Origin of the sequence: Streptomyces sp. NPDC093064, assembly GCF_044754605.1 — a bacterium.
Classification (GTDB): Bacteria; Actinomycetota; Actinomycetes; order Streptomycetales; family Streptomycetaceae; genus Streptomyces.
This window is the reverse complement of the sequence record NZ_JBIVPK010000016.1, coordinates 154,003-168,830: the sequence shown is the minus strand read 5'-3', so window position 1 is coordinate 168,830 and position 14,828 is coordinate 154,003. Positions and strand designations below refer to the sequence as shown.

Sequence of the window (14,828 nt, the reverse complement as noted above, 5' to 3'; positions counted from 1 at the left end):
TTACATACCGAACCCGGAAGCTAAGCCTCACAGCGCCGATGGTACTGCAGGGGGGACCCTGTGGGAGAGTAGGACGCCGCCGAACAAATTTTAAAAGGGTTGGACCCCGAACTTCGGTTCCGGGTCCAACCCTTTTTTGTTTTCCGTTACTTGAAGTTCATGTTGCGCAACCAGCATCCGCCTCATGGGTATTGCTGCTCTGCTCAGGGCCGCCGGCGTCGGAGTCGGTGACGAGGTCGTCGTGCCGGCGTTCGGTAACGTGGAAGTCGCCGAGGCCGTGACACAGGTAGGCGCGCTGCCGGTGTTCGCCGACATAGACCCGATGACGTACTGCCTCGACGTTTCCACCATCGAACAGGCCCTGACCTCGCGCACGGTGGCCGTGGTCGTCGTGCATCGCTTCGGCCGATCCGCCGACATGGGGCGGCTGCACGAGATGGGCCGGCGGCACGGGCTGCTGGTACTGGAGCAGGGCGAGTCCGAGGCGCCGTACGACGAGATGGCGCGGCGCAGGGAGCGTGCCGCCTATCTGGACACCAAGCTGCGGGGCGTGCGGATGCCCGACGGTGGTGACGGGCACACCTATCAGCAGTACGTGGTGCGGGTGCCGGGGAACGGCCGGCCGGACCGGGACGCCTACGCACGCGCCATACGGGCCAGGGGAGTTGACTGCCGGGTGCCCGTGAAGACCCCCGTGCACCGGCTGCCGGAGTTCCGTCGGTGCGTGTCTCTGCCGGAGACCGAGCGGGCCGCCGAGGAGACGCTCGCGCTGCCCGTGGACGCCTCGTTGACGCGGCGGGAGATGCAGCGGATCGTCTCGGTGTGCAACGCGCTCGGCGGACCGATCATGGTTGGGAGCACCGCCCTGTTCGGGGTATGATCTATTCCGTTGCCGCGGGGGAAACCTCGAAAAGGCGACAGGCCCCTATAGCTCAGTCGGTAGAGCGTCTCCATGGTAAGGAGAAGGTCAACGGTTCGATTCCGTTTGGGGGCTCCAACGGAAAAGGCCCTCACCCATCGGGTGAGGGCCTTTTCCATGCCCTGTGGCGCCCTACTGCTGGAGACCCGGCACCCGCATCGCGAGGATCGCCATGTCGTCGGACGGGGCGTCCGAGGCGAAGCGCTCCACCGCGCGCATGATGCGGGCCGCCACCGCACCGGCCGTCAGGCCCGTACAGGTGGTGAGCACGTCGGCGAGACCGTCGTCGCCCAGCATGCGGGTGCCCTCACGGCGCTCGGTGACGCCGTCCGTGACGCACAGCAGCACATCGCCCGGGTCCAGCGTGATCGTCTGCTCGTACAGCTCCAGGTCCTCCATGACGCCGAGCAGCGGCTGGGGGTCGGCGGCCGGCTCCACCGTGCCGTCCTGACGCAGACGTAGCGGCAGCGGATGGCCGGCACAGACCACCTTCAGCCGGGCACTGCCGTCCTCCTGCGGCCACAACTCGCCGTACAGGAGTGTGAGGAAGCGGCTGCGGGCGCCCTCGTCGAGGATCGCGGAGTTCAGGCGCTCCAGCACCGCCGGGCCGCCGAAGCCCTCACGGGCCAGCAGCCTGAGCGCGTGCCGGGCCAGGCCGGTCACCGCGGCCGCCTCCGGGCCCGTACCGCAGACGTCGCCGATGGCGAAGCCGTAGGCGCCGTCACGGATGGGGAAGAGGTCGTAGAAGTCGCCGCCGACCTCGTTGCCCTCACCGGCCGCTCGGTAGATGACCTCGACCTCCACGCCCTCGACGTCGGGGAGCCCCGGCGGCAGGAGGCTGCGCTGAAGCGACTGGCTGATGGCCGTGCGCTCCGAGTACAGGCGGGCGTTGTCCAGGGCGAGGGCGGCACGGCGGCTCAGGTCCTCGGCCAGTTCCAGGATCTCCTGGCGGAAGTGCTCGTCGGTGGGCTTGCCCAGGGTGAGCATGCCGATGACGCGGTTGCGGGCGACCAGCGGCAGGACGACCGTCTCGCCGCCGACCGCGGAGGCCGTGGCGAGGGTCGGTCCGATGATCGTGCCGATGTGGTGGTGGGAGTCGCCCAGGCTGAGGCTGCGCATGGAGCTGCGCAGGGCCGCCTGGTGGGCGGCCTCGCCGGGAGCGGTCCACACGCGTGCTCCAGGCGTGGGAACCGGGTCCGGCGGGGCGATCTTGGACAGCAGGGACTTGATGCCGTCGATCAGTTCCTCGTCCTCGTGCAGGACATAGGACAGGTAGGGGTCGGAGGCCTGGTCGGCGATCGTGTAGACGGCGCACCAGGTGGCCAGGGTCGGGACCGTCATCTGAGCCATCAGGGCGAGGGTCTGGTCGCGGTCCAGGGTGCCGGCCAGCAGGTCGGAGGCCTCGACGAGGAAGCTGAGGGAGCCGCGGCGCAGCCGCTCCAGTTCGCCCAGGCGGGCCGACTCGACGGCCAGGGCGATGCGGTCGGCGGCGAACTGGAGGCGCAGCGCCTCCTCGTTGGAGTACCGGCCGGGTGCCTCCGCGGCGACGCCGAGGGAGCCGGTGAGGCGGCCCTCGACCTTCAGCGGGACCGTGACGACCGAGCGCATGCCCGTGCTGTTGAGGAGGGGGACGGCGCCCGGGACGGCGGTGAGGTCGTCGTGGACGGCCGGCATCCGTGCGGAGCCGTAGCGGCCGGGGCCCGCCTCGACGGGGACGCGGGCGAAACGCTGGCGCGCGGAGGGCAGGCCGGTGGAGGCGCGGACCTCCAACTCCGTTTCGTCGTCAGTGGCCAGTAGGAGGAAGGCGGCGTCGCCGTCGAGCATGTCGCGGGCGCGTTCCACCGTGCGTTGCAGCAGGCCGTCGAGGTCGTCAGGGGCGGGAGAGCCGATGAAGACCTCGAAGGGGTCGGCGCTGGGGCCCTCGGTGGCGCTGCCCGCGTCGGCGGACGCCGGGAGGCGCAACGGGGTCTGGAGTACGGCCCGTTCGTGGTCCCGTACGAGCAGGCAGACCGTGGAGGGCTCGCCGTCGGTGTCGCGGACGCGGAGGTGGGAGGCGTAGACGGGGATGACGCGGCCGTGGGCGCCGCGGATGCCGTAGCTGCCCTCCCAACGGGAGAGTTGGAGCGCCTCGGCGATGCCGGTGCTGGTGCCGGGGGTGTGCGGCCAGGCGGCGAGGTCGGTGAGCGGCCTGCCGGTGACCTGCTTGGAGGCGTAGCCGAACAGCTCCTCGGCGTCCTCGTTCCAGGCGCTGATGGAGCCGCTGCGTTCGATCTGGACGACGGCCACACGGACCCGGCTGTCGGCGAGCGGGAGGAGGTCGGCGGGCAGGCAGGGGCCGGCGGTGCGGGCACCGACCGGGCGCTCGGGCAGGTCCAGTTGGAACCAGACCTTCTTGTGCGTCGGCGTGTACTCCACGCCCCAGCGGCCGGCCAGGGCCGCGCACAGTTGCAGGCCGCGGCCGCCCTCGCGGTCGGGGCTGCCCATGTTGATCGCCGAGCTCTGCACGGGGAGCTCGCGTTCGGGGTAGCGGTCGGACACCTCGATGCGCGCTCCGTCGTCGCTGCGCAGGCACAGCACGTCGGCCGCGGTTCCGGCGTGGACGACGGCGTTGGTGACCAGTTCGCTGGTGAGGACCACGGCGTCGTCGACGATGTCGCCGAAGCCCCATCCCTGGAGGGTGTCGCGGACGAAGGACCGGGCGGTCGCGACCGAACGCCCCAGGGGATCGAAACTGGCGGCCGCGCGCGCGGTGATCACAGAACTCCTTGTCCGGTCGTCGACGTGCAGACCCTGGTGGCCGATGGGCTCGCGCCGCTGTTCCGGCAGCTGCGGGCCGTTCGGCTGTGGCTCCGGGGGCTGTCCCCCGGGGATCACTCCGGTGGTCATGTCTGCGGCCGCCCTCCGATGCCCGCTCGTTCCCGTGCCACCGTCCAGGCCGGACGGACCGGTGCGGCTGGACAGCCCCATGCAAGGTTACTTACCTTCACCGTCCACGCGGATGCCGGTCGCCAGTGTTTCCGCCCCAAAGGTGTGCGGAGGGTGTGCGAAGCTGCCGAACTGTTATGGCCTGGTTCGACCGGGGTGAAACACTGGGCAGGCTTCTGGTGAAGGTCCGGGCAGGCTGAGTGTGTTCTCTGCACCCAGGGCAGCAGCTCTCCCTGTGGGCTGATTACATCGGACAGGAATACGCAGCAGTAACCGGTACGCGACCAGGCGTACCGCAGCACGGCGGTAACGGTCGACCCCTGCGGGAGGGACACAGTGGAGTCTGGCGCAGCGACGCGGGGCACGAAGCCGCGCGCGAAAGGCGGACAGTCCCCGAAGAACCGGCGCACGACGCGCAACGGGACCACCGAGGTGGACACGGCTTCCCTGAACCGACTGCTGGCCGCTCTGGTGTCGATGCGTGACGGCAATTTCCGCAGGCGGCTCACGGTGTCCGGGGACGGCGTGATGTCGGAGATCGCGGCCGTCTTCAACGAGGTGGCCGACCGCAATCTGCATCTGACGGGCGAGTTGTCGCGGGTGCGGCGCATGGTCGGACGTGAGGGAAAACTCACCGAGCGGCTGGAGACGGGCGCCTGCGAGGGCTCCTGGGCGACCGCGATCGACCACTCCAACGCGCTGGTCGACGATCTCGTACGACCGGTCTCCGAGGTCGGCCGGGTCCTCACCGCGGTCGCCGAGGGCGATCTGTCGCCGCGCATGGAACTGCGCACGCAGGTGCCGGAGGGGGCCGGGCATCCGCTGCGCGGCGAGTTCCTGAAGGTCGGACGGACCGTCAACAACCTCGTCGACCAGTTGTCGACGTTCACCGACGAGGTCACGCGCGTGGCCAGCGAGGTGGGTACGGAGGGCAAGCTGGGCGGGCAGGCGCGGGTGCGCGGTCTGTCCGGATCGTGGAAGGACCTCACGGACTCCGTCAACACCATGGCGTCCCGGCTGACGGCGCAGGTGCGGGACATCGCGCTGGTCACCACGGCGGTGGCCAAGGGCGATCTGTCACGGAAGGTGACCGTCCACGTCGCCGGCGAGATGCTGGAGCTGAAGAACACCGTCAACACGATGGTGGACCAGCTCTCCGCGTTCTCCTCCGAGGTGACGCGGGTCGCCCGTGAGGTGGGCACGGACGGCATCCTCGGGGGTCAGGCGCATGTGCCCGGGGTCGACGGCACCTGGAAGGAACTCACCGACTCGGTGAACCTGATGGCCGGCAACCTGACGGCGCAGGTGCGCGGGATCGCCCAGGTCACCACCGCCGTGGCGAACGGCGACCTGTCGCAGAAGGTGACCGTTCCGGCGCGTGGCGAGGTCGCGCAGCTCGCCGACACGATCAACCAGATGACCGAGACGCTGCGCATCTTCGCGGACGAGGTCACACGGGTGGCCAACGAGGTCGGCGCCGAGGGCCGCCTGGGCGGGCAGGCGAACGTGCCGGGGGTGGCCGGCACCTGGAAGGACCTGACGGACTCCGTCAACACGGTGTTCCGGAACCTCACCACACAGGTGAGGGACATCGCCACCGTGACGACGGCCGTCGCCAGCGGCGACCTGTCGCAGAAGGTCACCGTCGACGTGGCCGGCGAGATGCTGGAGCTGAAGAACACCGTCAACGGCATGGTCGACCAGCTGTCGTCCTTCGGCGCCGAGGTCACGCGGGTGGCGCGGGAGATCGGGGTCGAGGGCGAGCTGGGCGGTCAGGCGCAGGTGGCGGGCGCCGCGGGCACCTGGAAGGACCTCACCGACTCCGTCAACACCGCGTTCCGCAACCTCACCGGGCAGGTGAGGAACATCGCCCAGGTGACGACGGCCGTGGCCAACGGTGATCTGTCGCAGAAGGTCACCGTGGACGTCTCCGGCGAGATGCTCCAGCTGAAGAACACCGTGAACAGGATGGTGGACCAGCTGTCGTCGTTCGCCGACCAGGTGACCCGGATGGCCCGGGACGTGGGCACGGAGGGCCGCCTGGGCGGTCAGGCCCGCGTGGACGGTGTGTCCGGCACCTGGAAGGAGCTCACCGACTCCGTCAACTTCATGGCCGGCAACCTCACCTCCCAGGTGCGCCAGATCGCCCAGGTGACGACGGCCGTGGCCCGCGGCGACCTGTCGCAGAAGATCGACGTCGACGCGCGCGGGGAGATCCTGGAGCTGAAGAACACCATCAACACGATGGTCGACCAGCTCTCCGCCTTCGCCGACCAGGTCACCCGGGTCGCCCGCGAGGTGGGCACGGAGGGGCGTCTGGGCGGTCAGGCGCAGGTGCCCGGCGTCGCCGGTGTGTGGCGGGACCTCACGGACTCCGTGAACGGCATGGCCGGCAACCTCACCGCCCAGGTGCGCAACATCGCCCAGGTCGCCACCGCCGTGGCCCGCGGTGACCTCTCGCAGAAGATCACCGTGGACGCGCGCGGGGAGATCCTGGAGCTGAAGAACACCCTGAACACGATGGTCGACCAGCTCTCCTCGTTCGCCCAGGAAGTCACGCGGGTGGCCCGTGAGGTGGGCACGGAGGGCATCCTCGGCGGTCAGGCCGAGGTCCAGGGCGTCTCCGGCACCTGGAAGGACCTCACCCAGTCCGTGAACTTCATGGCGAACAACCTGACCAGCCAGGTGCGCAACATCGCCGAGGTCACGACCGCCGTCGCCAAGGGCGACCTGTCGAAGAAGATCACCGTCGACGCCAAGGGCGAGATCCTCGAGCTCGTCACCACCGTCAACACGATGGTCGACCAGCTGTCGTCCTTTGCCGAGCAGGTCACGCGGGTGGCGCGCGAGGTGGGCACGGAGGGCATCCTCGGCGGCCAGGCGCACGTGGCCGGTGCCGTGGGCATCTGGAAGGACCTCAGCGACAACGTCAACCTGATGGCCAACAACCTGACCATGCAGGTGCGCAACATCTCCCAGGTCGCGGCCGCGGTCGCCAACGGCGATCTGACGCGGACGGTGACCATCGAGGCGCGCGGTGAGGTCGCGCAGCTCGCGGACACGTTCAACACCATGGTGAAGACGCTGAGTTCGTTCGCCGACCAGGTCACCAAGGTGGCCCGCGAGGTGGGCACGGACGGCATCCTCGGCGGCCAGGCGTACGTCCCGGGGGTGGCCGGCACCTGGAAGGACCTCACCGAGTCCGTGAACCAGATGGCGTCCAACCTGACGGGTCAGGTGCGCAACATCGCCATGGTCACCACCGCCATCGCCAAGGGCGATCTGACCAAGAAGATCGACATCGACGCGCGCGGGGAGATCCTGGAGCTGAAGACGACCATCAACACGATGGTCGACCAGCTGTCCAGCTTCGCCGAGGAGGTCACCAGGGTCGCCCGCGAGGTGGGCACCGAGGGCCAGCTCGGCGGCCAGGCACGCGTGCGTGACGTCGACGGCACCTGGCGGGACCTGACCGAGTCCGTGAACGAGATGGCCGGGAACCTCACCCGGCAGGTGCGCGCCATCGCGCGCGTGGCGACCGCGGTCACCCGCGGCGACCTGAACCTGAAGATCGACGTGGACGCCTCCGGCGAGATCCAGGAGCTCCAGGACTACATCAACAAGATGATCGCCAACCTGCGCGACACCACGATCGCCAACAAGGAGCAGGACTGGCTCAAGGGCAACCTCGCCCGGATCTCCGCGCTGATGCAGGGCCGCCGCGACCTCCAGGACGTGGCCTCGCTGATCATGAGCGAGCTGACGCCGGTGGTCTCGGCACAGCACGGCGCCTTCTTCGTCGCCATGCCGCTCGCCGACGACACGGACCTCGGGAGCGAGGGCGACGACTCCTACGAGCTGCGGATGCTGGGTTCCTACGGCTACTCGCTGGGCTCGATGCCGACGTCGTTCCGGCCGGGCGAGGCGCTGATCGGGACCGCCGCGGAGGAGAAGCGGACCATCCTCGTCGAGAACGCGCCCAGCGGCTATCTGAAGATCTCCTCCGGGCTCGGCGAGGCGCCGCCCGCGCAGGTGATCGTGCTGCCGGTGCTGTTCGAGGGGACGGTGCTCGGCGTCATCGAGCTGGCCTCGTTCACGCCGTTCACCCACATCCAGAAGGACTTCCTGAACCAGATCGCGGAGATGATCGCCACCAGCGTCAACACCATCTCCGTCAACACCAAGACCGAACTGCTGCTGAAGCAGTCGCAGGAGCTGACCGAGCAACTGCGGCTGAGGTCGGAGGAGCTGGAGCAGCGGCAGAAGGCGCTTCAGGCATCCAACGCCGAACTGGAGGAGAAGGCCGAGCTGCTGGCCCAGCAGAACCGCGACATCGAGGCGAAGAACTCCGAGATCGAGGAGGCCCGGCAGGTCCTGGAGGAGCGCGCCGAACAGCTCGCCGTCTCCATGCGCTACCGCAGCGAGTTCCTGGCCAACATGTCGCACGAGCTGCGTACGCCGCTCAACTCCCTGCTGATTCTGGCCAAACTGCTCGCAGACAACGCCGAGGGCAACCTCTCCCCGAAGCAGGTCGAGTTCGCCGAGACGATCCACGGCGCCGGCTCCGACCTGCTTCAGCTGATCAACGACATCCTGGACCTGTCGAAGGTCGAGGCGGGCAAGATGGACGTCTCCCCGACGCGCATCGCGCTCGTCCAGCTCATCGACTACGTGGAGGCCACCTTCCGCCCGCTGACCGCGGAGAAGGGCCTCGACCTGTCCGTACGGGTGTCGCCGGAGCTGCCCGTGACCCTGCACACCGACGAGCAGCGGCTGCTCCAGGTACTGCGCAACCTGCTGTCCAACGCGGTGAAGTTCACCGACTCCGGGTCGGTGGAGCTGGTCATCCGTCCCGCCCGGGACGACGTTCCGCAGCCGATCCGCGAGCAGTTGCTGGAGGCCGGCTCGCTGGCCGACCCGGACGCGGGCCTGATCGCCTTCTCCGTCACCGACACCGGAATCGGCATCGCGGCCAGCAAGATGCGGGTGATCTTCGAGGCGTTCAAGCAGGCCGACGGCACCACCAGCCGCAAGTACGGTGGTACCGGCCTCGGGCTGTCCATCTCGCGGGAGATCGCGCAACTGCTCGGCGGTGAGATCCACGCCCAGAGCGAGCCGGGCCGCGGCTCGACGTTCACCCTGTACCTGCCGCTGCACCCGGGGGAGTTGCCGCCGCAGGGCTACCAGCAGCCCGGCTCCGTGCTGGACGCCGGCGAACTGGTCGCCGCCCCCGAACCGGGCCCGTCCGGGCAGGCCGCCGCGCACGTCGAGACGCCGGCGGAGGTGAAGTCGTACCAGGAGACGCAGAGCGGCCCCGCCGCGCTCTTCCGGCGCCGCCGCAAGGCCCTGCCCACCGTCGACCACAGGCCGGCGCGGCACGGGCGGCCGTTCCAGGACCAGTGGGTGGTGGCGTCGTCGGGCCCGGCGGAGCCGGAGACCGTCCCGCAGGGGCACCGTGACATCCGGTTCGGCGGCGAGAAGGTGCTCATCGTCGACGACGACATCCGCAACGTCTTCGCCCTGACCAGCGTCCTGGAGCAGCACGGCCTGTCCGTGCTGTACGCCGAGAACGGCCGCGAGGGCATCGAGGTGCTGGAGCAGCACGACGATGTGGCGGTCGTCCTGATGGACATCATGATGCCCGAGATGGACGGTTATGCGACGACCACGGCGATCCGGCGGATGCCGCAGTTCGCCGGGCTGCCGATCATCGCGCTGACCGCGAAGGCGATGAAGGGCGATCGGGAGAAGGCGATCGAGTCGGGCGCCTCCGACTACGTGACCAAGCCCGTGGACCCCGATCATCTGCTGAGCGTGATGGGGCAGTGGATGAGCGGGGAGTGACGGCGGACCGGTGACCGGAACGTTCGGAGGGTGTGGGGCGTTGTCGACTCGGAGGCCCGGAAGCCGTGTAGAGGTGCGGAATCCGGGGAACCTTCTGGTCTCCCGCGGCGTTTCCGCCAGGTGCACAGTGACATCACGGTGACAGGGTGTGGCGACGGGCGGGGTGCGGCTACGATGACCGGCACAAGGACGGGCGGCGCAAGGGAGTCGTCCCCGGGGGCGGCACCCGCCGGTGCCTCCCCGGTTCCTGCGGACAGGGGCGGCCCCAAGCCGGGGCGAGGAGGGCGGGCCATGGTGCAGAAGGCCAAGATCCTCCTGGTCGATGACCGGCCGGAGAATCTGCTGGCGCTGGAGGCCATCCTCTCTGCGCTCGATCAGACGCTGGTGCGGGCATCGTCCGGGGAGGAAGCGCTCAAGGCGCTGCTCACGGACGACTTCGCGGTCATTCTGCTGGACGTCCAGATGCCGGGCATGGACGGCTTCGAGACGGCCGCGCACATCAAGCGGCGGGAGAGGACCCGGGACATCCCGATCATCTTCCTCACCGCGATCAACCACGGCCCCCACCACACCTTCCGCGGCTACGCGGCGGGCGCGGTGGACTACATCTCCAAGCCGTTCGACCCGTGGGTGCTGCGCGCGAAGGTCTCGGTCTTCGTGGACCTGTACATGAAGAACTGTCAGCTGAAGGAGCAGGCGGCCCTGCTGCGGCTCCAGTTGGAGGGCGGCGGCAAAGGCGCGGTGGGCGACGGCAAGGAGTCGGCCGGTCTGCTCGCCGAACTCTCCGCCCGCCTCGCTGCCGTCGAGGAGCAGGCGGAGGCCCTGTCCAAGCAGTTGGACGACGAGTCCGCCGACGCGGCGGCGGTGGCCACGGCGGCCCACCTGGAGCGCAAGCTGACAGGTCTGCGACGTGCCCTGGACGCGCTGGAGCCGGGCGCGGGGAGCACATCCTCGGTGCCTTCGCAGGGCTGAGTCCGAATCCGGGGCGCAGGCCCGGCCCACGCGGCGAGCGGCGGGATCGGGCCATGCTCCCCGTGACGTACAGCTCTTGAGGGCGTGTCAGCTCGGCTCCTCTCCCGACCCGACACGAACGGGTGAAGCAACGGGCGCACGTGTCCACTGTCGTCTCCACCGGTAACCTCACACCCATGGCCTCACGTCCCTCCGCAGCCAAGAAGCAGCCCGCGAAGAAGGCCGCCGCTTCCGGGGCGGCTCCGGCGAGGAAGGCCGCCGCGAAGAAGTCCCCCGCCAGGAAGGCGCCGGCCAAAAAGGCCGCGGGCAAACCCGCGGCCCGGCCGGCGCCCAGTCCGACGGGGGGCGTGTACCGGGTGGTGCGCGCCCTCTGGCTCGGGCTCGCGCACGCCGTCGGCGCCGTCTTCCGCGGAGTGGGGCAGGGCGCCAAGAACCTCCACCCCGCGCATCGCAAGGACGGCATCGCCCTGCTGCTGCTCGCCGTCGCCCTGATCGTCGCCGCCGGCACCTGGGCCGATCTGCGCGGGCCCGTCGGCGACCTGGTCGAGATCCTGGTGACCGGTGCCTTCGGCCGGCTGGACCTGCTGGTGCCGATCCTGATCGCGGTCATCGCCGTCCGCCTCATCCGGCATCCCGAGAAGCCCGACGCCAACGGACGGATCGTCATCGGACTGTCCGCCCTGGTGATCGGCGTGCTGGGGCAGGTCCACATCGCCTGCGGCTCGCCCGCCCGCAGCGACGGCATGCAGGCGATAAGGGACGCCGGCGGGCTCATCGGCTGGGGCGCGGCGACCCCGCTGACCTACGCCGTGGGCGAGGTCCTCGCCGTACCGCTGCTCGTGCTGCTCACGGTGTTCGGCCTGCTGGTCGTCACCGCGACCCCGGTCAACGCGATCCCGCAGCGGCTGCGGCTGCTCGGCGTGCGGCTCGGCATCGTGCACGACCCGGAGGCCGACGAGTACAGCGACGACGACGCGCGCTACGAGGAGCAGTGGCGCGAGGCGCTGCCCGCGCGCTCCCGCAAGCAGTCGAGCGCCCCCCAGGATTACGACCCCGACGCGGCGGAGCAGGAGGCCCTCTCCAAGCGGCGTACCCGTCCCCGTCGCTCGGCGGTGCCGCAGCCGGACATGGAACGGCGGATGGACGCCGTGGACGTCGCCGCCGCTGCCGCCGCCGCACTCGACGGCGCGGTGCTGCACGGCATGCCGCCCTCGCCGATCGTCGCGGACCTCACCCAGGGCGTCGGCGTGGGCGACCGCGGGGAGAGCACCACCCCGACGCCCGTGCCCTCCGCGCGCCCCGGCCAGGACGGCCGGAGCGGGGGGTCCGCACAGGACCCGCCGACCCGTCGTCCCGCCGGACAGAAGCAGTCCGGGGTCCCCGACCTCACGAAGACCCCGCCGCCCCAGCCCCGCGACCTGCCGGCGCGCGCCGAGCAGCTCCAGCTCTCCGGCGACATCACCTACTCCCTCCCCTCCCTGGACCTGCTGGAGCGGGGCGGTCCGGGCAAGGCGCGCAGCGCGGCCAACGACGCCATCGTCGACTCGCTCACCAACGTCTTCACCGAGTTCAAGGTCGACGCCCGGGTCACCGGGTTCACCCGCGGCCCGACGGTCACGCGCTACGAGGTCGAACTCGGGCCCGCCGTGAAGGTCGAGCGGATCACTGCGCTGACCAAGAACATCGCGTACGCCGTCGCCAGCCCGGACGTGCGGATCATCAGCCCGATCCCCGGCAAGTCCGCGGTCGGCATCGAGATCCCCAACACCGACCGGGAGATGGTGAACCTCGGGGACGTGCTGCGCCTCGCGGACGCCGCCGGGGACGACCACCCGATGCTCGTCGCGCTCGGCAAGGACGTCGAGGGCGGCTACGTGATGGCCAACATCGCGAAGATGCCGCACATCCTCGTCGCCGGCGCCACTGGTTCCGGCAAGTCCTCCTGCATCAACTGCCTGATCACCTCGGTCATGATGCGGGCGACCCCGGAGGACGTGCGCATGGTCCTCGTCGATCCCAAGCGCGTCGAACTGACCGCGTACGAGGGCATTCCGCACCTGATCACGCCGATCATCACCAACCCCAAGCGGGCCGCCGAGGCTCTGCAGTGGGTCGTGCGCGAGATGGATCTGCGCTACGACGACCTGGCGGCGTACGGGTTCCGGCACATCGACGACTTCAACGAGGCCGTGCGCAACGGCAAGGTCAAGGCGCCGGAGGACAGCGAACGGGAGCTGAAGCCGTACCCGTACCTGCTGGTGATCGTGGACGAGCTCGCCGACCTGATGATGGTCGCGCCGCGCGACGTGGAGGACGCGATCGTGCGCATCACCCAGCTCGCGCGCGCCGCCGGCATCCACCTGGTCCTCGCCACCCAGCGCCCCTCGGTCGACGTGGTCACCGGTCTGATCAAGGCGAACGTGCCCTCGCGGCTCGCGTTCGCCACCTCCTCGCTGGCCGACTCGCGCGTCATCCTCGACCAGCCCGGCGCGGAGAAGCTGATCGGCAAGGGCGACGGGCTGTTCCTGCCGATGGGGGCGAGCAAGCCGACCCGTCTTCAGGGCGCGTTCGTGACCGAGGCGGAGGTCCAGGAGGTCGTCCAGCACTGCAAGGACCAGATGGCGCCGGTCTTCCGGGACGACGTCGTCGTCGGCACCAAGCAGAAGAAGGAGATCGACGAGGACATCGGCGACGACCTCGACCTGCTGTGCCAGGCGGCCGAGCTGGTCGTCTCCACGCAGTTCGGCTCGACGTCCATGCTTCAGCGCAAGCTGCGCGTCGGCTTCGCCAAGGCGGGACGGCTGATGGACCTCATGGAGTCCCGCGGCGTCGTCGGACCCAGCGAGGGATCCAAGGCGCGTGACGTTCTTGTGAAGCCCGACGAGCTGGACGGCGTGCTTGCCGTGATTCGCGGGGAGTCTGAGGGGTAGCAGGAAGACGCCGTCCGGCGGATGTGCTCGCCGCGGGTGGACGCGTGGACCGTGATCCACCCGTTAGCGAGCGACGAGCAACCGTTTCGCCTGGGCGTACGTCAAGTTGAGCGAGTGGACCGGTGCGGGTCCCGCCCTGGACGCTACATCTGTCCCACCATCGGCTTGTCCGGCCATTCCGATGGCGTACAAAGTCCCACCGCCGGGTCGCTTCACCCTTTGGCACATCTCTAGACTGAACCTCCAGCACAGGCGGCTACACGCTCGAAAGGCGCCCCCGTGTCCATCGGCAACTCCCCTGAAGACGAGCGTCCCTTCGAAGACGTTTCCGAGGAAGCCCGCCCCTCCGTCGGCCGTGCCCTGAAGGAGGCGCGGTTGGCCGCCGGGCTGACCGTCGACGACGTCAGCAGCGCCACCCGGGTCCGCGTCGCCATCGTGCACGCCATCGAGGCCGACGACTTCGCGCCCTGCGGTGGCGACGTCTACGCCCGCGGTCACATCCGGAACCTGGCGAAGGCCGTGCGGCTCGACCCGGCCCCGCTGATCGCGCGCTTCGACGCCGAGCACGGCGGCCGCCCCGCCCCGACCCCGGCCGCCCCCCTGTTCGAGGCGGAACGCATCCGCCCGGAGCGGCGCGGGCCCAACTGGACCGCGGCCATGGTCGCGGCGATCGTCGTCGTGATCGGCTTCGTCGGCTTCACGGCCGTCAAGGGCGGCAGTGACGACACCGGCGCCAAGGGGCAGATCGGCGAGGGCTCCACGCCCACGGCCGGCAGGTCGGCCTCGCCCACGCCGAAGAGCACCAAGTCCGCCGATCCGGCACCGGCGCCGTCCGACAGCGCCATCGCGGCCGCGCCGCAGGACAAGGTCACCGTGCAGGTCAGCGCCGACAACGGGCGCAGCTGGATCTCGGCCAAGGACCACAACGGCCGGATGCTCTTCGACGGGCTCCTGCAGAAGGGCGAGTCCAAGACCTTCCAGGACAGCTCCAAGATCAACCTGATCCTCGGCGACGCAGGCTCGGTCCAGCTGTACGTCAACGGCAAGAAGATCGAGGACCAGTTCCAGCCGGGCGCCGTGGAACGCCTCACGTACACCAAGGGCGACCCGCAGGTCGGGTAGCGGTAGGCGAGCGGCCCGTACACAAAGGGCCGAACAGACAGGCAAGTACGGGGTTGGCCAAGATCGGCCAACCCCGTCGACTTGGGCGGTCGGAGAGACAAAGTAGTCTTGAGCCC

General features: G+C 69.8%; 6 protein-coding genes, 1 tRNA gene, 1 rRNA gene and 1 pseudogene. 8 read left to right on the top strand and 1 reads right to left on the bottom strand.

Translation table 11 applies throughout. The features are described from left to right. The 4 genes and pseudogenes from rrf to ACIQFZ_RS21285 form a co-directional block, all read left to right on the top strand. A 5S ribosomal RNA gene (gene rrf, locus ACIQFZ_RS21300) occupies positions 1-85 on the top strand; the annotation flags it as partial. 99 nt (positions 86-184) lie between these two features. Then, positions 185-409, top strand: a pseudogene (locus tag ACIQFZ_RS21295) (DegT/DnrJ/EryC1/StrS family aminotransferase); the annotation flags it as partial. A gap of 90 nt (positions 410-499) precedes the next feature. Further along, complete coding sequence (locus ACIQFZ_RS21290) at positions 500-880, top strand: DegT/DnrJ/EryC1/StrS family aminotransferase (protein ID WP_402691887.1); 381 nt, start codon at positions 500-502, stop codon at positions 878-880. 41 nt (positions 881-921) lie between these two features. Then, positions 922-997: transfer RNA gene (locus ACIQFZ_RS21285), tRNA-Thr, on the top strand. 54 nt (positions 998-1,051) lie between these two features. Here ACIQFZ_RS21285 and ACIQFZ_RS21280 read toward each other — a convergent pair. Then, a complete protein-coding gene (locus tag ACIQFZ_RS21280; protein ID WP_365429651.1) occupies positions 1,052-3,805 on the bottom strand; it encodes a SpoIIE family protein phosphatase in 2,754 nt (917 codons plus the stop codon). Positions 3,806-4,180: 375 nt separating this feature from the next. On the opposite strand from ACIQFZ_RS21280, the gene ACIQFZ_RS21275 reads away from it, so the two are divergent. From ACIQFZ_RS21275 to ACIQFZ_RS21260, 4 genes are all read left to right on the top strand, one after another. After that, positions 4,181-9,688: a HAMP domain-containing protein gene (locus tag ACIQFZ_RS21275; protein ID WP_365429653.1), complete on the top strand. Its 5,508-nt coding sequence runs from the start codon at positions 4,181-4,183 to the stop codon at positions 9,686-9,688. 291 nt (positions 9,689-9,979) lie between these two features. Then, positions 9,980-10,660, top strand: a complete 681-nt coding sequence (locus ACIQFZ_RS21270; protein ID WP_141357735.1) for a two-component system response regulator — start codon at positions 9,980-9,982, stop codon at positions 10,658-10,660. A 176-nt stretch (positions 10,661-10,836) separates the two neighbouring features. Beyond that, a complete protein-coding gene (locus ACIQFZ_RS21265; protein ID WP_402691886.1) occupies positions 10,837-13,590 on the top strand; it encodes a DNA translocase FtsK in 2,754 nt (917 codons plus the stop codon). A gap of 279 nt (positions 13,591-13,869) precedes the next feature. Beyond that, a complete protein-coding gene (locus ACIQFZ_RS21260) occupies positions 13,870-14,712 on the top strand; it encodes a RodZ domain-containing protein (RefSeq protein ID WP_365427067.1) in 843 nt (280 codons plus the stop codon). Positions 14,713-14,828 lie beyond the last annotated feature (116 nt).

What these genes read in the sequence shown, in the direction of transcription:
- ACIQFZ_RS21290 (WP_402691887.1), top strand. Translation starts at nt 500, where the DNA reads ATGGCGCGGCGCAGGGAGCGTGCCGCCTATCTGGACACCAAGCTGCGG.
- ACIQFZ_RS21280 (WP_365429651.1), bottom strand. Translation starts at nt 3,805, where the DNA reads ATGACCACCGGAGTGATCCCCGGGGGACAGCCCCCGGAGCCACAGCCG.
- ACIQFZ_RS21270 (WP_141357735.1), top strand. Translation starts at nt 9,980, where the DNA reads ATGGTGCAGAAGGCCAAGATCCTCCTGGTCGATGACCGGCCGGAGAAT.
- ACIQFZ_RS21265 (WP_402691886.1), top strand. Translation starts at nt 10,837, where the DNA reads ATGGCCTCACGTCCCTCCGCAGCCAAGAAGCAGCCCGCGAAGAAGGCC.